Genomic DNA, 20,520 nt, shown 5'->3' with positions numbered 1-20,520 from the left:
CTTCTGTTCATAACAGACCCTTCACTCAGTGTTATTTCCCGAGCCTGACACTTTTCAGACGCAACGCATTCACAATGACGCTGACGGAAGAAAGAGCCATGGCCGCCGCCGCAATAACTGGCGACAGCAGTATTCCATACACAGGATAAAGCAGGCCTGCAGCCACCGGCACACCAAGTGCGTTGTAGATAAATGCAAAAAACAGATTCTGTCGGATATTTTTCATGGTGATCTCTGACAGATGACGGGCCCTGTTCAGTATCATCAGGTCGCCTTTGAGAAGGGTGACTCCGGCACTTTCAATTGCCACATCTGTACCCGTTCCCATGGCTATACCCACGTCAGCCGCTGCCAGCGCCGGGGCATCATTCACACCGTCTCCGGCCATCGCAACCACATGACCAGACGCTTTCAGTCGGGTTATCACTGCTTTTTTGCCATCCGGCAGAATCCCGGCTTCAACATCCTCTATTCCCAGTTTTCGTGCGACGGCTTCAGCTGTTAGCTGGTTATCCCCGGTGAGCATAACAATGCGGATCCCCGCCTGACGCAACGCTTTAAGTGCATCCGGCGTGGTTGCTTTCACGGGATCCGAAATAGCTATCAGGCCTGCAAGGTCCCCGTCCGTGGCCACATAGATAACGGTAGCGCCTTCCATCCGCAACGTATCCGCAACGGCCTTTTGATTATCAATAACGATACTGTTTTCCTGCATAACCAGTTCATTACCAATAACAATCCGTTGACCTTCGACATCGCCTGTGACACCTTTACCCGACGGCGCATCGAAATGAGTGACTGCGGGTATTGCGATCCCCTTTTCCTGTGCTGCTCTGACGACTGCCATACCCAGCGGATGCTGCGAGCCTTTTTCCACTGCGGCCGTTACACGCAAAAGAGAGGCTTCCCCACCCGGACTGAGACTGATAATTCCTGTCACCGTAGGCGAACCTTCGGTGAGCGTGCCTGTTTTGTCGACAACCAGCGTGTCCACTTTTTCAAGACGCTCAAGGGCTTCGGCATTTTTGATTAACACCCCGGCCTGGGCTCCTTTGCCCACCCCCACCATTATCGACATCGGCGTGGCCAGCCCCAGCGCGCAGGGACAGGCAATAATCAGGACCGACACAGCCGCAATCAGACCGTGCGCCATCCTGGGCTCGGGCCCCCAGACAGACCAGATCACGAAAGCAACAACCGCGATAAGTATCACCAGAGGAACAAACCAGCCTGAAACGCTGTCAGCCATTCTCTGGATGGGGGCTCGCGAACGCTGTGCATCAGCGACCATCTGAACAATTCGTGAGAGCATCGTTTCATCTCCGACTTTCTCTGCACGGATGATAAGACTACCTGTCTGATTAATCGTCCCCCCAATGACAGGGGCACCCTCCGTTTTGGTAACCGGCATAGACTCCCCGGTCACCATCGATTCATCAACGGTTGTTGTGCCTTCGACCACGATACCGTCGACCGGAATACTCTCCCCAGGTCTGATGCGGAGCTTATCGCCAGGCAGGACATCTTCCGCATTAATATCCGTTTCATGACCGTCATGGTCCAGCCGCCTGGCGGTTTTGGGGGCAAGGTTCAGAAGCGCAGTAATGGCACCTGAGGTTTGTTCCCGTGCCCGCAGCTCAAGAACCTGTCCCAGCAGTACAAGCACCGTAATTACTGCCGCGGCTTCAAAATAAACGGCCACCAGGCCATCCATGTTTCTGAACGATGCAGGAAACCAGGAGGGGAAGACAGTTGCAATGACGCTGTAAACCCAGGCTACGCCGGTCCCCATAGCAACAAGGGTAAACATATTCAGGGAACGGTTACGTAACGACATCCCGGCCCGGGCGAAAAATGGCCAGCCACACCACAACACGACAGGAGAGGCCAGAAGCAGCTGCAGCCATGTGTTGTACTGTGGCGATACTGTATTTCTCAAGGCGGGAAACAGATGAGATCCCATTTCGAGTATCAGAACCGGAAACGCCAGCAACAACCCCAGCCAGAAGCGTCTTGTCATGTCGCGAAGTTCATCACTCGGCCCCGTGGATGCCGTGGCTACGAGTGGTTCCAGTGCCATTCCACAGACAGGACAGCTTCCTGGACCACGACGGCGTATCTCCGGGTGCATCGGGCATGTCCACACACCTTCAGAAATATCGTTCTCCGCCTGGTGGTGAGGCTGTTTTATCTGATCAGGGATGACCTCGTGGTGATGGTGGTGATGGGAATGTTCACTGGCATCTTCTGTAAGATAATGATCGGGATGAGCTTTAAATTTGCTCTCACAGCTGGCGGAGCAGAAATAAAGCTGATGCTCCTGGTATCGAATGCTGCTGTGCGCCTTATCGGGCATGATTGTCATCCCGCACACGGGATCTCTCACCTTATGCAATACGTGACTCTCGTCCGGGGATAATGTCTGTTCAGAGGCAGTCTGGTTGTTGTGTTGCACTGCATTGTCATTTTTCACAGTAACTCTCCTTATGCAAACCTGAAGCGTCTTCTGTATTCAGGTTATGTCATGGATGCGATTACCACGAATGTCGCCGGCACAGGAGTGCCTGCTACCGGCGTCCCGTTATCAGCCGTTCCGCTGACTATTCGATTCGCTGGAAGATCTTTTTACTGCCCTCCGGAGAGAATGCGATAACATCGTAAGCCTCTTTACGGGCCCCCATCTCCATTCCCGGGCTTCCCGCAGGCATACCGGGGGTGGCAAGGCCATAAATCCCTGAACCAGACTGCATTGCCTTATGTATCGTTGTGGCAGGCACATGACCTTCAATGATCAAATTACCAGTAACTGCGGTATGACAGCTTCTCAGCTCAGCAGGAACAGCATATTTTTCTTTCAGGGCTGACAGAGCCTGATCATTCATGACGTGGGTCCGTACCTCAAACCCGTCCTTTTCCATCGCCTTGCCCCACAGGGAACAGCAACCACAGTTTTCAGACTTGTACATGTCTATTACTTTTTCACCTGCCATTGCCGGAAGTGAAAGGCCAAAAGCCAGGGCCATTAAAATTATTTTTTTCATACTCACCTCTGTATGTTATCGATGTAAACCCTGACGTCAGGGTGAATTTATGCAAAAGGACACCCGCAGGGGTGTCCTTTCAGGGTTATGACACGCTCTTTTTATGTCTGCGCAGCCAGATGAGTTTATAGGCGGCAGGAATAATGAACAGGGACAGCAGCGGAGCTGTGATCATCCCGCCAATCATGGGGGCCGCAATACGGCTCATGACTTCTGAACCTGCGCCGGTTCCCCAGAGTATCGGCAGCAGACCCGCGATGATCACCGCCACGGTCATGGCTTTCGGCCGGACACGCAGCACGGCACCATGATAAAGGGCTTCATCAAGACCTTCCGGTGTGAACGTTTCCTTGTTTGACAGTTCCGGATGCGCTTCAATGGCATGACGCAGATACATCAGCATGACCACGCCAAACTCTGCTGCCACACCGGCCAGGGCGATAAACCCGGTTCCGGTTGCGACTGACATATGGAAGCCCTGCCAGTACAGGAACCATATCCCGCCAACCAGGGCGAACGGCAGACTCATCAGGATCAACAACGCTTCATCAACCCGGCGGAACGCCAGATACAACAGGATGAAAATGATCATCACCGTCATCGGCACCATCAGTTTAAGTTTCTTGTTGGCGTGCTCAAGCAGTTCAAATTGTCCGGAGAATGACACGCTGGTACCCGGTCTCAGTTTCACTTTCTGACTGATAGCCGTTTTAATATCATTAACCACCGACACCATATCCCTGCCGCGCGCGTCAATGTAAATCCAGCTGGCTGGACGGGCATTTTCCGTTTTCAGCATAGTCGGCCCTGAAACGACCTTAATATCCGCGACATCGCCCAGCGTGATCTGCTGCTTCATCGGGGTCAGGATCGGCATCTGTTTCAATGCATTTGGACTGTTCCGGTAATCCTGCGGATAGCGAATATTAATCGGGTAGCGGGCCACGCCTTCAACCGTTTCCCCTACCGTTGCGCCGCCGATGGCTGATGAGACAAACAGCTGTACATCACCGACAGTCATACCGTAACGGGACGCTTTTTCCCGGTTGATATCGATATCGATGTAACGCCCGCCTTCAAGTCGCTCAGCCAGGGCAGACACCACGCCCGGCACGGTTTTGGCTACCGCCTCAATACTCTGCGCAGTCGCATCAATATCGGCCAGGACAGTCCCTGAGACCTTGATACCTATCGGGCTTTTGATCCCGGTTGAGAGCATATCAATACGGTTACGGATTGGCGGAACCCACAGGTTTGCCAGACCCGGTAAACGGACGGTCTTGTCGAGTTCTTCAATAATCTTGTCAATCGTCATACCCGGACGCCACTGATCCTCAGGTTTGAGCTGGATCGTGGTTTCCACCATTTCAAGCGGTGCGGAATCCGTTGCGGTCTCTGCTTTACCGGTCTTGCCAAATACAGAGGCCACTTCAGGAACGCTTTTGATTAACTTGTCCGTCGTCTGCAGGAGTGCTGCAGCTTCTGCCGGAGAGACGCCAGGCAATGTTGACGGCATATACAGCAGGTCGCCCTCATTGATCTTCGGCAGAAACTCCCCCCCCACCTGACTCAATGGCCATACAACGGTGAAAATGGACAAGGCCGCAACCAGCAGGGTTGTTTTTGGCCAGTGGAGGACCCGCAGCAGCAATGGATGATACGCTTTGATCAGCACCCGGTTCAGGGGGTTACTGGTCTCGGCAGGAATTTTTCCCCGGATCCAGAATCCCATCAGGATCGGAATGACAATGATGGCCAGCGCGGCCGCGCCCGCCATGGAGTACGTTTTCGTGAATGCCAGCGGGCCAAACAGACGTCCTTCCTGACCTTCCAGGGTAAAGATAGGTATAAAGGACAGGGTGATGATCAGCAGGCTGATAAACAGTGCGGGTCCCACTTCCACGGAGGCGTCGGTAATCACCTTCCAGCGGGTGACGTTGTCAATCTGCTCACCCGGATGCCGATGATCCCACTCCTCAAGCCGTTTATGCGCATTCTCAATCATCACAATGGCGGCATCCACCATCGCACCGACGGCAATAGCTATCCCTCCCAGCGACATGATATTGGCGTTCAGTCCCTGGAAGTGCATGACGATAAAGGCGATACACAGGCCAAGCGGCAGAGAGATAATCGCCACCAGGGCAGAACGTACGTGCCACAGGAACAGGGCACAGACGATGGCCACCACGAAAAACTCTTCCAGAAGTTTGGAACTGAGGTTATCAATCGCCCGGTCGATTAACTGGCTGCGATCGTAGGTGGTCACGATTTCAACACCTTCCGGCAGACTGGCCTTCAGTGTCTCCAGTTTATCCCTCACTGCCGTGATTACGTCACGCGCGTTTTTACCCGACCGCAGGATCACCACGCCGCCAGCGACTTCCCCCTGGCCGTTCAGTTCGGCAATACCACGCCGCATTTCAGGCCCTGTCTGCACGCGGGCAACATCCCGCAAATAAACCGGCACGCCGTTCTCGCCTGTTTTCAGGACGATGTTATTAAAATCATCAATGCTCTGCAGATAGCCGCTGGCGCGGACCATATACTCCGCTTCGGCTATTTCAACGGATGAACCACCGGCCTCCTGGTTAGACGATTCAAGAGCCTGTTTCACTTCGGGCAGGCTGATCCCATACTGAGACAGTTTTACCGGATTGACCTGAATCTGGTACTGCTTCACCACGCCACCAACCGAGGCTACCTCAGCCACGTTCGGGATGGTCTTCAGTTCAAATTTCAGAAACCAGTCCTGCAAAGAACGCAGTTCTGAAAGGTCGTGTTTTCCGCTGCGATCGACCAGGGCATATTCAAATATCCAGCCCACTCCCGTGGCGTCCGGACCGATTTCAGAACTCACACCCGCAGGCAGTTTGCCCTGAACCTGATTCAGGTATTCCAGCACGCGCGAACGGGCCCAGTACAGATCGGTCCCGTCTTCAAAAATGACATACACATACGAATCACCGAACTGTGAAAAGCCACGCACAGTTTTTGCGCCAGGTACGGACAGCATGGTGGTGGTAAGCGGATAGGTGACCTGGTTTTCTACAATCTGCGGAGCCTGTCCGGGATAGCTGGTTTTAATAATGACCTGCACATCTGACAGGTCAGGCAGCGCATCGACCGGCGTGTTAATTATCGTCCATGTGCCCCAGATGCTGAGAAACAGGGCACCCATCATGACCAGGAAACGGTTGGCGACAGAGCGCCGGATAATCCATTCAATCATCGTCGTCTCCTCAGTGCCCTGAATGCATATTTACAGGCTGCTCAGACATTGCTGGCATACTGTTTTCTGTTTTTTCAGGGTGGCGCATACGTTCCAGCGCGCCCGTAATATTGGCTTCGGAGTCAATGAGGAACAGGCCACTGACCACCACGGTATCGCCTTCATTAAGACCGGAGCCAATGCCGGACTGTTGCTGTGATTCATGCAGAACGTGGATCTGTTTCGGCACAAACTTGCCTTCATCATCAACAGTAATCACGCGCTGTTCTTTGCCGGTATCGATAACGGCCTGGCTTGGTATCAGCAGCATCTCCTGACTTTGGGTATTCAGTTTGAGATAGGCATTCATGCCCGGCTTGAGAAACTCATCCTTGTTAGTAACCTGGAGGCGGACCTGAAGCGTGCGGGTTGTCTGATCCACGCTGGGAAGAATGTTCCATTTTTCGACATGGAATGTTTTATCCGGATAAGCCGGTACCGAAATTTCAAACTGCGACGTATCTTTCAGCAGATAGGCGATAGATTCTGGCACTGCAGCGCTGATCCAGACCGGGTCCATCCCCTGAATCTGAGCCACCACCTTATCTTTGGAAATATTCATGCCGGTGCGCAGGTCAAATGCAGTAATGACACCATCAATAGGTGCTTTAATGGTAAAACGGGTCTGGATTGTGCGGGTTGAACGCAGCCTTTGAATATCCTCTTCCGGCATACCAGCCAGACGAAGTCGCTCCAGAACCCCTTTTATCTGGGTTGGCGTACCGCCTGTACCGGATAACAGCAGAAACTCACTTTGTGCCTCAACCCATTCAGGAATGGTGATATCGATAAGCGGAGTGCCTTTCTTCACATGATCGCCAATCGTCAGGGGATACACTTTTTCGACGAAACCGTCAGAACGCGCCTGCACAATGACAAACTGATATTCGTTGTAACTGACATTAGCCGGGATTGTCTGAGAATAATTCAGCATTCCTCGCGTGACTTTTTGCGTTTTTAATCCCAGATTCTGAACCTGAGTTGGATCGATACGGATCCCGCTACTGCTTTTATCGCCACTTTCATCAGCATATTTCGGCACAAGGTCCATATCCATAAAAGGCGATTTTCCGGGTTTATCAAATTTGGTATCCGGTTTCATAGGATCATACCAGAAAAGTACCTTTTTCTCCGGTGCCTTTTGTTCTGCTGGTACTGTTTTTTGTGATGAGTTTAAATACTGCCAGGCAGTAACCGATATCAGCCCTCCTGCTATGAGGCTGCTGATAATTATTGCAGCATATTTTATCTTTAAAGAAGCCATACAATTTCTCGCTGAAAAATCAAAACACCTGGCATATGCGCCCGATCATTCATTCACAGTAATCCCATAATGAATGTTCAGGCGCACTGGATGTATTCGCTCCGGACTGTTAATCAGGATTGCGTAACGTTAATGCTTTTGAGTAAGGAGATATTGCCCTGCTGAATAAACGAGAAATCGACATGGTTGCCGGTTTTCAGGGCATTGATAGCGTCGTCTGCATTAACAAAAGTGAAGCGCATGGTCATTGCAGGCCAGCCCACCGCCGGGATTGCTTCGTGCGAAATGGTAATCTTTTTACTATTCATATCAATGTCTTTAACGATACCGGTGCCCTTGATAACCTGCTGTACCGAAGCATCACTGGCAGCATTCATATCGCCATGCTGATGTGTTTCAGCATGAAGACCGGCAGAAAACATGACAGAGAAGGCACCAAATAAAACGGCTTTAAGTGAATTACGCATTTTTAATTTCCTGATTAATTGAATAAATTTACTCTACCCAACCGCCACCCAGCGCGGTAAACAGATTAATTTCGTTAACCTGTCGGGAATAGGTAAGATCGAGAATGGTTTGCTGCGTCGCGAAGAGGGAACGTTCTGCATCCAGCACTTCGATGTAACTGACAGCACCACTTGCATACAATCCTCTGGCACGCTGTAGAGTTATCTGAAGTGAATCAAGATAACGCTGCTGTGACTCAAGTTGCTGGCTAAGGCTGTCGCGCAGCGCAAGCGTGTCGGAAACATCCTTAAAGGCTGACTGAATTTTTTGTTCGTAATTAACCACGGACTGTTGCTGGCGAATTTCAGCCAGCTTCAGATTGGCTTTGTTTCTGCCGGCATTGAAAATAGGAATTTCAATTTTAGGGATAAAATTCCACATTCCACTTCCTGACGTAAAGAGGCTGGACAGCTCCGTACTGCTTGCGGAAAGGCCACTGGTCAGGGTAATGGACGGGAAAAAAGCCGCTCGCGCTGCGCCAATATTAGCATCAGCCGCTTTCAACAGGTATTCCGCTTCCATAATATCCGGACGCTGCAGCAATATTTGTGACGACAGATTTGGTGGCAATTTTACTGGTGCGATCTCCCCACCTTTCATCCCTTTTTCTGACGGAACTGCGCGGTACGTTCCCAGCACCAGTTGCAGGGCATTGTTTGCCTGAGCCAGATCGCCTTCTCGTTTGGCTATTTCGGCGCGGGTACTTTCGATTTGCCCCCTGGCTTGTTCAAGCGCCAGAACGTTCGTACTCCCGGTCACCAGTTGTTGCTCAACGAATGCATAAGACTGTTCATAATTTTTCAGCGTTTCCCGCGCAATACGGAGTTGTTCGTACGCCAGTTGCTGGCTGAAATAGCTCTGTGAAACGTTGGAGACCAGCAGGATGTGTACGGCACGACGGGCTTCTTCGCTGGCAAAGTAGTTCTGGCGATCAGCCTCACTCATGTTCTTAAGTTTGCCAAAAAAATCGAGCTCATAGCTGAGCTCCAGACCCGCGTCGTACTCCTGTGTGGTCGGCTTGTCACCTTTCAGACCACCGCTGTATGTGATCCCGGATGAGGCATTCAGTTGAGGATAACGATCTGCATCCGTGACGTTGAACTGGGCCCGGGCCTCTTCAACCTTCAGGGCAGCCATTCTCAAATCACGGTTATTATTCAGGGCTTCACCGATCAGCCTGCTGACCTGGGGATCGACAAAAAAGTTTCGCCAGCCCGTATCCTGATAGCTGTTTACCGCAGGCGTCAGACTGTTTTTAGACAATGAAAACTGCTGGGGAACCGGAGCTGGCGGACGCTGATATTCAGGTGCCAGAGAAACACAACCAGCCAGGATGAATATGGTACTGATGCTGAGTAATTTTAATTTGAACATAACGCTTCTCGTACAGGCAGACCTGGTAAATGGTTCAAACGAAGTCCAGAGTATTGATAGGGATACTTTACCGAACGCTCTCTGTTTGCCGGGTGACAGGATAATGACAATGTTGTCATTTTTGCTGTAATCCGTTGATAACGATCGTGGGCGCAATAAAATGACATTAGCAGCCAGCCGGGGAGCATAATGAAAATATTAATCGTTGAAGACGAAATTAAAACAGGTGAATATCTCAGCAAGGGGCTGACAGAGGCGGGGTTCGTCGTGGATCACGCTGATAATGGTCTGACCGGATATCATCTTGCCATGACAGCCGAGTATGATTTAGTCATCCTGGATATCATGCTGCCTGATGTAAACGGCTGGGATATCATCCGTATGCTGCGCAGTGCCGGAAAGGGGATGCCGGTATTACTGCTGACGGCCCTTGGCACGATTGAACACAGGGTCAAAGGACTTGAGCTGGGTGCGGACGATTATCTGGTGAAGCCCTTTGCGTTTGCTGAACTGCTCGCCCGGGTAAGAACCCTCCTCAGGCGGGGAAACACGATGATCACGGAAAGCCAGCTTAAAGTGGCTGACCTCTCGGTTGATCTCGTATCCAGAAAAGTCAGCCGCGCCGGGAACCGCATTGTGCTCACCAGTAAAGAGTTCAGCCTGCTGGAATTCTTCATTCGCCATCAAGGAGAAGTTCTTCCCCGCTCCCTGATTGCCTCTCAGGTCTGGGACATGAATTTTGACAGCGACACTAACGCGATTGATGTCGCAGTAAAGCGACTCCGCGCTAAAATTGACAACGATTACGAGACAAAACTGATCCAGACAGTGCGGGGCGTGGGCTACATGCTGGAGATCCCGGATGCATAGCAAACCGTCCAGACGACCTTTCTCACTCGCTCTGCGGCTGACCTTTTTTATCAGCCTGTCCACAATACTGGCGTTTATCGCCTTCACCTGGTTTATGCTGCATTCTGTTGATAAGCATTTTGCCGAGCAGGATGTCAGCGATCTGCAACAAATCAGCACCACACTAAACCGTATCCTGCAGTCTCCGGTTGATCCGGATGAAAAAAAAGTAAGCAAAATAAAGGAATCGATCGCCAGCTACCGTAACGTTGCTCTTTTGCTCCTCAATCCCCGGGGAGAGGTGCTGTACAGCTCTGTGCAGGGGGCTGCTTTACGCTCTGCTGTGAATTCAGCCGATTTTAGCGAGCACAGCCGTGCACGTGATGTCTTTCTCTGGACGGTGGAGGATCCTGCGAGAGCGATGGATACCGGGTCCGGAATGAAGATGGAAACATACAGAATTATCGCCTCATCTGGTCAGGCGATATTTCAGGGCAAACAGCAGAACTATGTCATGCTGACTGGCCTCTCCATTAATTTCCATCTCCATTACCTCGATGCGCTGAAAAAAAATCTGATTGCGATCGCTGTCGTGATAAGTCTGCTAATTGTTCTGATCATTCGCATTGCTGTCCGTCAGGGGCACCTGCCCCTTCGTAATGTCAGCAATGCCATTAAAAACATCACCTCCGAGAATCTTGATGCGCGGCTGGAACCGACACGCGTTCCCATTGAGCTGGAGCAGCTGGTTATCTCGTTCAATCATATGATTGGAAAGATTGAGGATGTTTTTACCCGCCAGGCCAATTTCTCTGCCGATATCGCGCACGAGATCAGAACCCCCATCACCAATCTGGTGACGCAGACTGAAATCGCTCTGAGTCAGGATCGAACCCAGAAGGAACTTGAGGATGTCCTCTATTCCAGCCTTGAAGAGTATAACCGGATGACAAAAATGGTCAGCGACATGCTGTTCCTGGCCCAGGCGGACAATAATCAGCTGATACCTGACAGGGTTCGGTTTGACCTCAGAGCAGAAGTCATGAAAGTCTTCGAGTTTTTCGAAGCCTGGGCCGAAGAACGAAATATCACGCTCAAATTTAACGGGATGCCCTGCCTGGTTGAGGGAGATCCACAAATGTTCAGAAGAGCGATCAATAATCTGTTATCCAATGCCCTGCGTTATACCCCAGAGGGACAGGCAATCACCGTCTCAATAAGAGAGCAGGAGAGCTTTTTTGACCTTGTGATTGAAAATCCGGGGAAACCAATCCCTGAAGAGCATTTATCAAAGCTGTTTGATCGCTTTTATCGGGTGGATCCGTCCAGACAACGAAAAGGAGAAGGCAGCGGCATCGGCCTTGCGATTGTGAAGTCAATCGTGGAAGCACATCACGGAAGAGTGCAGGTGGAATCGGACGTACACTCAACGCGTTTTATCTTATCCGTGCCCAGACTGGAGAAAATGATTCCGGAAACCCAATACTGAGAATAAAGATTTAAATGACAAAGATGTCATTAGCCTGTCATGCAGCAAACAGAAGCCATTCGATATAATTAGTGCAACTTATCAGGAAGGCTGGATTGCTTCATCAATACCCGGCGTCAGAGTACGCCAGGAAATGAATATCCAGTCCTCTCCCGGAGAAATAAACACTGCCGAACCTGTTTCAGTTATGGAACTGAAAACGTCGGTTGTACTTCCCCGGACATCACTAATTCAGAAATGGAGATTTATCATGAAAAATATCGTATTAGCATCCTTGCTGGGCTTTGGTTTAATTTCTTCGGCCTGGGCCACTGAAACCGTGAATATCCATGAGCGGGTCAACAATGCACAGGCTCCTGCTCACCAGATGCAGTCTGCTGCGGCTCCTGTCGGGATCCAGGGGACTGCTCCTCGTATGGCCGGTATGGACCAGCATGAACAGGCCATTATTGCTCATGAAACCATGACGAACGGGTCGGCGGATGCGCACCAGAAAATGGTTGAAAGTCATCAGAGGATGATGGGAAGTCAGACCGTTTCCCCTACCGGGCCGTCGAAGTCATTAGCGGCAATGAATGAGCATGAAAGAGCTGCAGTTGCCCATGAATTTATGAATAACGGTCAGTCTGGCCCACATCAGGCCATGGCCGAAGCGCATCGTCGCATGCTCAGTGCAGGCTGACGGCGAGGGAAGTATCTGTGCTGTCCTTATTTCCTTGATAGATTTTTCCGTAACCGGATATATGGCAACATCTTTGCCCCCTACAGGGGGCATTTTTATCAGATTCTGCTACAGTTAACGGGTATCAACTTAAAAGGATATTTTTTATGAAAGCCAGAAACACTTTATTTGCAGTATTATTGTTATCCCTGCCAGCGATTTCAGCAGAACATTCAGAAATGAAAATGACTGATATGTCTACCTCGGCTTCGTCACAGGAATATATGGCTGGCATGAAAGACATGCATGACAAAATGATGGCTGCCGTAAATGAATCCGATCCCGACAAGGCTTTTGCGAAAGGCATGGTAGCGCACCATGAAGGGGCAATAGCAATGGCTGAGACCGAGCTAAAATACGGAAAAGATCCGGAAATGAGAAAGCTCGCACAGGACATCATTAAAGCTCAAAAAGGTGAAATTGAGCAGATGAATAAATGGCTTGATAGTCAAAAGTAAACATTGCAGAAATGTCACGACAAGCGTGATTTTACATCGCTCCTGGGCACGGGAGTCTGTTAATCTTTATATAATTCAAACCCGATTAATTTCGGGTTTTGTATTTTCACGCGCCAAATCGGTAACTACCAGGAAATAATGACCGTCTCTGCAAGCAAGGTAAAAGCATTACTATTGAATAACACTCACCTGTTCTCACCTTTATAATAGCGAATCAAATCCTCCAGAGATATATCGATAGCTACCTGTTTTAATAACTCCTTTCTCTCATTATATATTTTCTCAAGCATTTCTTCATATCCCTGGCCGAGGTGAATTTGCTTATGGCAATTGCAACACAGCGATATTATATTTTCTTCGACGTCAAGCGAAGTGTTAAAATCATCCTGCATGGACATAGGTACAATGTGATGAGGTTCAGTATAATTCAGGGAAGAGTTACGCCTTCTGAAGGTTGGGTGTTCACCATCGACTTCACATCTGTAACCTGCTTTGTTCAGTGCATTTTTCGAAACCCCTTTATTTCTTGGGTACGAGACGCCATTTTTTACTTCAATTGCATGTTTCTTTGGTTTAGCTTCCCCTGTATATTCAAATGCCTGGGCGATATCAAATGTATTATTCGCTTCCATGGCGTTGATCAACTCATCGTCTGAGTAATACTCATTGATGGTTATTTCTTCCACACCAAATAAATCCAGCTCTTTAATTGCCTGAACAAGTTCATCACGAATAGTCCATAAGTATCTTTTTGGTTTTTCACCGGTTTCTTTACTCTTCATGACTGTAATGAATTTTGTGCCAGGTGCTATATTCCCGATCCCTTTAACTTCAAACCTTCCTAGCTCTTTTTGAACTCTACCACCGAGCCCGTTAATAACGCCATTAGCACTCATACTGTGCTGGTCGTACTTTTTGCCTATATCAAAACATGTGCAGGAATGATTTGGTTCAATATACCATTTTTTTAACGCCTCAATACTTTTAGAGTCAAAAACCTTTTCATTCATTAACAGATTTTTCCATTCTTCCACACTGATATCAATGTCGCAGACGTACTCCCCGTCAATTACCTGGCAAATCTTATAGATCACGATCTATCCCCCCTGTAATAAAAAAATCATCACAATACACAGTCCGTTACCCGGTATGAGTGCAGTCAGGTAACATCTGCAGTATGCCATATTTTCAGCTCTGGTAAATCAGAAAAACCATTGTCATGGCATCTCAAATTAAATTATTTCTGAAATTACTAAACTTCAGCATCCATCACCGACTATACCATGTTTTCTGTCTGGCCCAGATATAATGGACAGTTAGTTCCGCTCATTATCCGCGATGATGAAATAGTCTCCGGCCAACAAAACCGTACAATGTTTTCAATGACCTGCACTTTTAACTGAACAAGTGAAAAACCATTCAGAACTTAAAATGTTAACAATAATTTCATGCTGGCGTGTATGCCACATTATTCACATTTTGCGAATGAAAATAACTGGCATAATTGAATTTAATGATAATGTTACATATTGTCAGCCAGGTTCCGGAAAGCGAGAACCGGAACCGCACCTGTCCAGCCGGTATTTCCGTCGATGACCCTCGCTTTTTACTGATTTGTGCCCGACTGAGAAATCGGTAACTCAGTTTCGGAATCGGCGCAGATGAGTTTCCGGAACAAAATAAATGTTGCCGCGCGCCCGTGAGCATGCCACGTACAGCCTGTTACGGGACGACGGTGGAAGGGCTGCCAGTTCCTGACGGGTCAGAAGCTTCCAGTGGGCGGGCCCCATCACAATGCAGACATCCTGAAAGTGATCGAGCCCTTTGCTGACGCCCCAGTTCATGGAATAGCAGCCGTAACGGTGATGCTCACGATAGAAGAGCTTAATCACCGTATTATCGGCGTGCAGGGCGGCTGTGCGCTCTGCATCTGTGATCGTTTCAATCAGGGTGGCATGTATCCCATGGGCAGCGATACGGATGTTCAGTTGCCCGGTGATAAACTCGCACACCGAAGTCGAGCAACGCCATGTTCGGTTGAGCGTGTTACGGTCAACCATGAAACCTGCTGCGGCGAAGCGGGCCTCATATCGCGTAATGTCATCGTGCAGCGCTGAATTAACGTTGCCGTCACGGCTTGTATCAAAGGTATGCTGATAAAAATCACCGCAACACAGCACAGTGATTTCCGCACGGCAGAGCTCCAGCAGAAAATCAAAGTCATGTCCGGCAAAGTCCTGGACTTCATCGACAAGCAGTTCATCGTAGTAACGGGCAAGCCGGGTACGGATATCCGGCAGCAGCCCCCGGGCTGTCAGCAAGTGTGCGAGCCTCCGGTGATATAGCCGTCCGGCGGGATCCTGATAATGCCGGGCATTCGTGCGCGGTATTCCGGGAGGGGGTCGGTCGAAGCTCAGGCCACGCGATGCCAGCCGCTCCTGCAGGAAAGGCCGGAAGCAAAAACCGTGCAGAAACTCAAACCAGGTCATCACCCTGATCCCGTCCGGGATAAAGCCAAAACGTCTGATAATCTGCGCCCGCAGATGCGCTTCATTATTCACGGTGAAGGTCAGGATCAGCGTTCTCCGGTCCTCACTCAACCGCCGTATCAGCAGCGTGGTCTTGCCCGAGCCGGCAACCGCAAATATCACTCTCTTATCCATGCCAGTGCCTCCTGAATATAATCAGGTACCGTCAGCTCTTCGGCGTGCAGCTGTAACAGCCGGAATGCTGCTTCTGCCTTATTGGCCAGCATGTATTCCTGCACCGTGAGTGTTCGGCGGGTTCCGCGGAAAAGCGCGTCACACAGAGCAGCGTTATCCTGATACAGGCAGATTTCAAATGTGGATCGGGTGTTGTCGCGATCAGCAAATGCCCGGGTGCGGGAACACAGCACGTCAGCATAGCGTTCATCGCAGTTTTGCTGATAGTTTCCGTCATTATCACGAAGGGCCGCGACGCGATTTTCCAGAAGACGGGCCAGTTCAAGATAACGACGGAAACTCGTTCCGCCGATAGCGATGATGTGAACCCCGTCATCCTCCGGCGCCCTGCCATACAGGCGGCGATAAAAGGCCTCAATCAGAATAAACTCAGCATCCCCCTCCACGAGCAGTACACGTCTGGCTAGCGCAAATTCCAGCACGTTATTATCCGGTGCTTTCATGAAGAAGGCGGCAGTCTCAGCGGAAAGTTCATTCATCAGTACCGGCCGGGTAGATCCGAGGAGGATTGCCTTACGTAGATCGAGGCGGGAGGAGATATGGCTGCTGTGTGTGGCAATAAACACCTGCGTCTGCCGTTCAGTGGCAAGCTGATTAACCAGCCTCTTCATACTGACATGGCTGAGATGATTCTCCGGCTCCTCAAGCAACAGTGCGTGGAGCTCTCCCTGCTGCTGATGCCGCTGCAGCGCAAACTCTGTTTTGATGAAGCACTGCCTTCCTTTTCCACGGTGACGAATGGAAATACCGTCCTCGGTAATGTCCAGATTCGCCTCAAGACCTGATTTAGCACCGGAACGCACGCCAAACTGATACGTTTCCAGCGTGTCGTTTATGGCTGACAGATGCCGGGTGCAGAAGAGCATTTTCTGTTGCCGGTAACTGTTTTCAAGCCGGTAACGATCGGCCACCGGCACATTGACGCTGTAAACTGTGCGCGTATATTCCTGTGCGGCGTGCTCGTTATCGATGCGTGCACTGTCTAACAGCAGATGGCGCAGATAGCGTCTGAAGCCGGCGAAATGACCACCGGAGAAGGTGCTGAACCGCACGGAATAGTATTCATAGGGAAAATTATCGGGATCCTGCTGTAGTACATTGTGAATATCCTGACCGTATTCCTCCGTCATTGGTGCAATGCGCATTCTGAGTCCATCCGCATCGATACCCGCCAGATTTTGCCTGCCGTTCAGGTCAGGATCTCCCCCATTACTCAGGAAAACGTCAGCTGTCAGCACGGGTAACAGCTCGGCGCGGCGCTCACCTTCCTGAAAATGCCTGACTGCTGACTGGGACAGGAGCGATTCCACACCCAATGCCTCGACCCGGTGCCGGCTGTCACTCAGCACAAGGTCAAGGGCCAGCAGAATCGTGCTTTTCCCGGACTCGTTGTCACCGACCAGAATGTTACGGTCATGAGTGAAGCGCAGATCCAGTTCCGGAAACTTTTTAAAGTTTTGCAGCATAAGCCGCGTGATCAGAGGCATCTTTTATTCCTTTATATACCGCTGACTGAAAGAGTGTCCGGCAGCGCCAGACCGCCTGTTTTGTATTACAGCGTTATCTTACCCAGTCTTCCAGCACCAGACCCGGCACCCGCTCAAATTCCCGCACATTATTGGTCACCAGCACGGCACCGGCGGCGATGGCGTGCCCGGCGATCGCCGTGTCGTTCGGCCCGATCGGCGTGCCGGCGAGGCGCAGCGCCACCTTAATTTCCGTGGTCGCGTCCACCGCGGTACGGTCCCAGGGCAGGATGGCATCAAGGCGGGCAGCGAAGGCGTCAGCCAGCTTCTGTGCGGCTGGTCCTGCTTCCTGTGATGCCAGTGACACTTCGGCCCAGGTGATGGCCGAAACCACAATGCGGTGACCCCGCAGCACCGCCTGCTCCAGGCGCTTCAGGACGGCTTCCGGCTGCTCGCGCATGATGAACGAGCAGATGTTGGTGTCGAGCATATACATTTTGTTCACAGGTTAACCCGTCCTTCGTCGCTGACAACGTCCCCGCGCTCAGCCATAAAGTCCGGGTCAGCTTTTTCGAGCTCCAGGAACGAGCCCCAGGTCGGCCGGACGGGACGCAGAATAATGCTGTCCCCCTCCCGGACGATCTCGAGCTCGCTCACCCCCTCAAAATCCAGATCGCGGGGCAGGCGGATGGCGCGGTTGTTGCCGTTTTTGAAAATGGATACGGTTCTCATGATTTTTCTCCCGGGTAAGTATGGATATGTGATGCATATCCGGAATGAGGTTCATTGCACCGGGTGTGTGCATATGTTCAGTATAGGCAGATGTTCGGCATATGTATATATAGAGCATATGCAGATGGTGAGTATATGCGTATGCCATACCTATGCAGATGTCAGGCATATGGATATGCTTTGCATATCCTTTCTTTTCACTTTTCCCGGTCAGATCCGAAAAAAGGTAAAGCCGGATGCTAACCATCTGAGGTGAAGGTAACTATGTGTTTACGCTGACCGTCAGGCAACCTGAATGGTTTATTATGATGTGACTCCGGCATAGATAAAATACACCGGAGCTAAGGGGGATTACTCCTGAAGGTGCATCTCCTTCAGATTCGTTTCAAAGTAATCAACATAAATTCGCTCATTTTTGGGCTTCATTATCAGCTGAATACCGTTGGGTACGGGCGGACATGAGGCTCGATAGGTGAAAATTTCATCCTGGATATTCCGGAGCGAATAACCCAGTTGCTCTTCTCCTGCCCTTCCGGACACCCTGATGCCGGATAATTCCTTCTCAACGTACTTTTTCAGCTTCTCGCTTCTTTTCATACTGCTGCGATTATCCAGAAACTGAAGCAAGAAGTAACGGATAACCGGCAAAGTGAACACCACATAAAAGAGGATCTCATTCAGCCCGGATTTCATGGCAATGCCGTAAACAAGCATCGCGACAGGCGAGACAATGAAAGCTGAAAGATAAAACACGTGGAGCACCTCCCTGAGCGATTTGTCCCAGCCGAGGTTTTTTCCGTGGCACAGAAGCGCCATTACGGCCTGCGGCGCGTCATACACCTTACTGACGTACCACCCCTCTTCGCCAAATCGCTTTCGTGCTTTTTCCGGACTGTCCCTGAAATATGCAGCTGCCCGGATGATGTCATCCCGTGGGATCTCCTCCACCTTCAGCTCATTACGCCGGATGCCAAGTACCCGGCAGTCGTACATTTCCTGGATTGAGGCTGCCTTCCTGCGCAGTGCCGAGATGTGTCCGCTGATAACAATGTTAAAGGTAAGCACCAGGAGTCCATACAACCCCAACAGCGAAGACAGCAACTCTGAATCCACGAATCCCCGGCTCCGGTTGTATACGGTAACGAGCGAGAGCAGTAGCGGCACGATGATGCTGAAAATAAAGTTAAGCCTGTTCCAGCTTTTTACTCTGTCGTAGACACGGGCCTGAGCATACAGTAAATCCAGGTTTTCCCTTGTCGACTGGTTTGTATAAATAGTATTCATCTTTCACCCGTAAGCTGGAAAATGAGGGCCGAACACTTCCTGCCACTTGTTGATGGATTTTTCATGGTCATTATCCCTCTCGAACTGTCTCGCTTCCGCAGCCCTCTGCGCATCGAGATAGCATCTATCCGAAATTTTCTGACGAGCTTCCATCGACAGGGTATTGATGTCGCCCTGAATACCTTTTGGGTCGTTAACAGAATACTTCACAAAAAGGCCTAGATGATTGAAAAGGGACTGAAGCTCCATATCGATAAACTTTGAGCAGTTTGTCTTGTTTGAATAATAATCCAGTATCATTGTTTCAAGTAGATAGGAGCTCATCGCGGGCATCGTGGGCCGCCGCTGCCAGTATTTAACTGCTCTGATGACGTTAAGGACATTCCCGTCATTTTTAACATTGATATCCGTAACTCTGTTCCGGTCAACACGGGGATCGGTTTTCTTCCAGTGCCCTTTGCCGTCAGGTATCAGGTAGTAATTCTTACCAAACGCATCTGCGGTAGAAATAAAGCATGGCACGATGTCAAAATTCCAGTCCTTACTGCTCAGATTGAGCGTAACGGCCTCCTGATTACGCCTGATTTCAGCCTGTGCGTACTGAGAAACACCTTGCAGTCGGTTCTTAAAGACGTTCAGGATCCTTACAGAACAGATGGTATTTTCTCCCGTATGCCTGTACTGGTGCAGCCGCGTGTTTTCTCCGGAAGAATTCAGCGTTATGTGATCGCTGTATATCGTGTGTGTCGAAGATTCCGCAGATAACCCGAGCATCAGATCGATATCGTCAAGCGGGCGAATTTTAGTCCTTCTGGCAAAAGAACCAAATGCAATGTGTATGTCCGGATGGTTAACCGGAAATGTTCCGTCCTTCTCAAAATCATTAATCTTGCCGATAAGCCAGTCTCGACTTGCACGTGCGTCATCGGTATCTGTCTTTTTGAGATTCACGGTATCTTTCATAAATTCGTTAAAGGCAGCTATTACTGTGGTCGCCATGTTCAGTCCTTTAATTTTTAATGCAAAAGGCGCAGGGCTCTGACGTACATCTGCACACTCCAGTTCCCTGAAAGAATCGAGATAGTTTATTCTCAGTTCCGCAAGTTCACTACCGTCTCGCTTTCTGAAATGACTTATAATTTACATGGAAAATGAGATCGCCTTCCTTTTATTTACATTTATGTATATTGGTTCAATTATTGATGCCAATTATGAAATAATGCGATTATGTTCAAAATCAATCATTAGTATTGCATTATCAGCATAAATCCTTCTTGCCTTCTCCCGGGATCCGAAAACCCTGAGAAACGGAAGTTCATGAGCCACAAAAGAGCCTGTCAG

The 20,520-nt window shown here is 50.1% G+C and carries 17 protein-coding genes; 4 read left to right on the top strand and 13 right to left on the bottom strand.

The window, feature by feature from the left end; genetic code table 11:
• Positions 1–31 precede the first annotated feature (31 nt).
• The 6 genes from silP to silC form a co-directional block, all read right to left on the bottom strand.
• Positions 32–2,473, bottom strand: a complete 2,442-nt coding sequence (gene silP, locus HCH49_RS20255; RefSeq protein ID WP_032662211.1) for an Ag(+)-translocating P-type ATPase SilP — start codon at positions 2,471–2,473, stop codon at positions 32–34.
• 127 nt (positions 2,474–2,600) lie between these two features.
• Positions 2,601–3,041, bottom strand: coding sequence for a DUF411 domain-containing protein (locus HCH49_RS20250; RefSeq protein WP_000720618.1), 441 nt, complete (start codon positions 3,039–3,041; stop codon positions 2,601–2,603).
• Positions 3,042–3,126: 85 nt separating this feature from the next.
• The gene (silA, locus tag HCH49_RS20245; protein WP_047070876.1) at positions 3,127–6,273 is read right to left on the bottom strand and encodes a Cu(+)/Ag(+) efflux RND transporter permease subunit SilA; all 3,147 of its coding nucleotides are present in this window, start codon (positions 6,271–6,273) and stop codon (positions 3,127–3,129) included.
• A gap of 10 nt (positions 6,274–6,283) precedes the next feature.
• Positions 6,284–7,576, bottom strand: a complete 1,293-nt coding sequence (gene silB / locus HCH49_RS20240) for a Cu(+)/Ag(+) efflux RND transporter periplasmic adaptor subunit SilB (RefSeq protein ID WP_126547845.1) — start codon at positions 7,574–7,576, stop codon at positions 6,284–6,286.
• 113 nt (positions 7,577–7,689) lie between these two features.
• Positions 7,690–8,043: a Cu(+)/Ag(+) efflux RND transporter periplasmic metallochaperone SilF gene (locus HCH49_RS20235; RefSeq protein WP_001246152.1), complete on the bottom strand. Its 354-nt coding sequence runs from the start codon at positions 8,041–8,043 to the stop codon at positions 7,690–7,692.
• 28 nt (positions 8,044–8,071) lie between these two features.
• Positions 8,072–9,457 carry a Cu(+)/Ag(+) efflux RND transporter outer membrane channel SilC gene (silC, locus tag HCH49_RS20230; protein WP_032662193.1) on the bottom strand — a complete coding sequence of 462 codons (1,386 nt, stop codon included), beginning with the start codon at positions 9,455–9,457 and terminating at the stop codon, positions 8,072–8,074.
• A 189-nt stretch (positions 9,458–9,646) separates the two neighbouring features.
• On the opposite strand from silC, the gene silR reads away from it, so the two are divergent.
• From silR to HCH49_RS20210, 4 genes are all read left to right on the top strand, one after another.
• Positions 9,647–10,327: a copper/silver response regulator transcription factor SilR gene (silR, locus tag HCH49_RS20225; RefSeq protein WP_032662190.1), complete on the top strand. Its 681-nt coding sequence runs from the start codon at positions 9,647–9,649 to the stop codon at positions 10,325–10,327.
• Positions 10,320–11,795: a copper/silver sensor histidine kinase SilS gene (gene silS, locus HCH49_RS20220; RefSeq protein WP_032662186.1), complete on the top strand. Its 1,476-nt coding sequence runs from the start codon at positions 10,320–10,322 to the stop codon at positions 11,793–11,795. Before silR ends, silS begins: the two co-directional genes overlap by 8 nt.
• A 250-nt stretch (positions 11,796–12,045) precedes the next feature.
• Positions 12,046–12,477: a silver-binding protein SilE gene (silE, locus tag HCH49_RS20215; protein ID WP_000790485.1), complete on the top strand. Its 432-nt coding sequence runs from the start codon at positions 12,046–12,048 to the stop codon at positions 12,475–12,477.
• A gap of 146 nt (positions 12,478–12,623) precedes the next feature.
• Positions 12,624–12,974 carry a DUF305 domain-containing protein gene (locus tag HCH49_RS20210; RefSeq protein ID WP_032662182.1) on the top strand — a complete coding sequence of 117 codons (351 nt, stop codon included), beginning with the start codon at positions 12,624–12,626 and terminating at the stop codon, positions 12,972–12,974.
• 185 nt (positions 12,975–13,159) lie between these two features.
• Here HCH49_RS20210 and HCH49_RS20205 read toward each other — a convergent pair whose 3' ends face one another.
• The 7 genes from HCH49_RS20205 to HCH49_RS20175 all read right to left on the bottom strand — a co-directional run bounded on the left by HCH49_RS20205 (position 13,160) and on the right by HCH49_RS20175 (position 20,178).
• A complete protein-coding gene (locus HCH49_RS20205; protein WP_032662179.1) occupies positions 13,160–14,068 on the bottom strand; it encodes an HNH endonuclease in 909 nt (302 codons plus the stop codon).
• A 546-nt stretch (positions 14,069–14,614) separates the two neighbouring features.
• Entirely contained in the window at positions 14,615–15,637 is a 1,023-nt protein-coding gene (locus HCH49_RS20200; protein ID WP_032662174.1) for a helicase UvrD, read from the bottom strand.
• On the bottom strand, positions 15,622–17,184 hold the full coding sequence (locus HCH49_RS20195; protein ID WP_040119797.1) for an ATP-dependent endonuclease: 1,563 nt from the start codon (positions 17,182–17,184) through the stop codon (positions 15,622–15,624). Before HCH49_RS20195 ends, HCH49_RS20200 begins: the two co-directional genes overlap by 16 nt.
• 73 nt (positions 17,185–17,257) lie before the next feature.
• Complete coding sequence (locus tag HCH49_RS20190) at positions 17,258–17,668, bottom strand: PIN domain-containing protein (protein ID WP_032662169.1); 411 nt, start codon at positions 17,666–17,668, stop codon at positions 17,258–17,260.
• A complete protein-coding gene (vapB, locus tag HCH49_RS20185; protein ID WP_032662167.1) occupies positions 17,665–17,895 on the bottom strand; it encodes a type II toxin-antitoxin system VapB family antitoxin in 231 nt (76 codons plus the stop codon). The genes HCH49_RS20190 and vapB overlap by 4 nt, the downstream gene beginning before the upstream one ends.
• Positions 17,896–18,246: 351 nt before the next feature.
• A complete protein-coding gene (locus HCH49_RS20180) occupies positions 18,247–19,179 on the bottom strand; it encodes an S-4TM family putative pore-forming effector (protein ID WP_126547843.1) in 933 nt (310 codons plus the stop codon).
• A 3-nt stretch (positions 19,180–19,182) separates the two neighbouring features.
• Positions 19,183–20,178 carry an SMODS domain-containing nucleotidyltransferase gene (locus tag HCH49_RS20175; protein WP_126547842.1) on the bottom strand — a complete coding sequence of 332 codons (996 nt, stop codon included), beginning with the start codon at positions 20,176–20,178 and terminating at the stop codon, positions 19,183–19,185.
• Positions 20,179–20,520: the final 342 nt, after the last annotated feature.

Origin of the sequence: Enterobacter sp. Y17 (genome assembly GCF_019730495.1) — a bacterium.
Taxonomy (GTDB): domain Bacteria; phylum Pseudomonadota; class Gammaproteobacteria; order Enterobacterales; family Enterobacteriaceae; genus Enterobacter; species Enterobacter asburiae_B.
The sequence above is the reverse complement of the archived record's forward strand: the minus strand, read 5'-3'. Positions and strand labels throughout refer to the sequence as shown.

What these genes read in the sequence shown, in the direction of transcription:
- HCH49_RS20250 (WP_000720618.1), bottom strand. Translation starts at nt 3,041, where the DNA reads ATGAAAAAAATAATTTTAATGGCCCTGGCTTTTGGCCTTTCACTTCCG.
- silA (WP_047070876.1), bottom strand. Translation starts at nt 6,273, where the DNA reads ATGATTGAATGGATTATCCGGCGCTCTGTCGCCAACCGTTTCCTGGTC.
- silB (WP_126547845.1), bottom strand. Translation starts at nt 7,576, where the DNA reads ATGGCTTCTTTAAAGATAAAATATGCTGCAATAATTATCAGCAGCCTC.
- HCH49_RS20235 (WP_001246152.1), bottom strand. Translation starts at nt 8,043, where the DNA reads ATGCGTAATTCACTTAAAGCCGTTTTATTTGGTGCCTTCTCTGTCATG.
- silC (WP_032662193.1), bottom strand. Translation starts at nt 9,457, where the DNA reads ATGTTCAAATTAAAATTACTCAGCATCAGTACCATATTCATCCTGGCT.
- silR (WP_032662190.1), top strand. Translation starts at nt 9,647, where the DNA reads ATGAAAATATTAATCGTTGAAGACGAAATTAAAACAGGTGAATATCTC.
- silS (WP_032662186.1), top strand. Translation starts at nt 10,320, where the DNA reads ATGCATAGCAAACCGTCCAGACGACCTTTCTCACTCGCTCTGCGGCTG.
- silE (WP_000790485.1), top strand. Translation starts at nt 12,046, where the DNA reads ATGAAAAATATCGTATTAGCATCCTTGCTGGGCTTTGGTTTAATTTCT.
- HCH49_RS20210 (WP_032662182.1), top strand. Translation starts at nt 12,624, where the DNA reads ATGAAAGCCAGAAACACTTTATTTGCAGTATTATTGTTATCCCTGCCA.
- HCH49_RS20200 (WP_032662174.1), bottom strand. Translation starts at nt 15,637, where the DNA reads ATGGATAAGAGAGTGATATTTGCGGTTGCCGGCTCGGGCAAGACCACG.
- HCH49_RS20195 (WP_040119797.1), bottom strand. Translation starts at nt 17,184, where the DNA reads ATGCCTCTGATCACGCGGCTTATGCTGCAAAACTTTAAAAAGTTTCCG.
- vapB (WP_032662167.1), bottom strand. Translation starts at nt 17,895, where the DNA reads ATGAGAACCGTATCCATTTTCAAAAACGGCAACAACCGCGCCATCCGC.
- HCH49_RS20180 (WP_126547843.1), bottom strand. Translation starts at nt 19,179, where the DNA reads ATGAATACTATTTATACAAACCAGTCGACAAGGGAAAACCTGGATTTA.
- HCH49_RS20175 (WP_126547842.1), bottom strand. Translation starts at nt 20,178, where the DNA reads ATGGCGACCACAGTAATAGCTGCCTTTAACGAATTTATGAAAGATACC.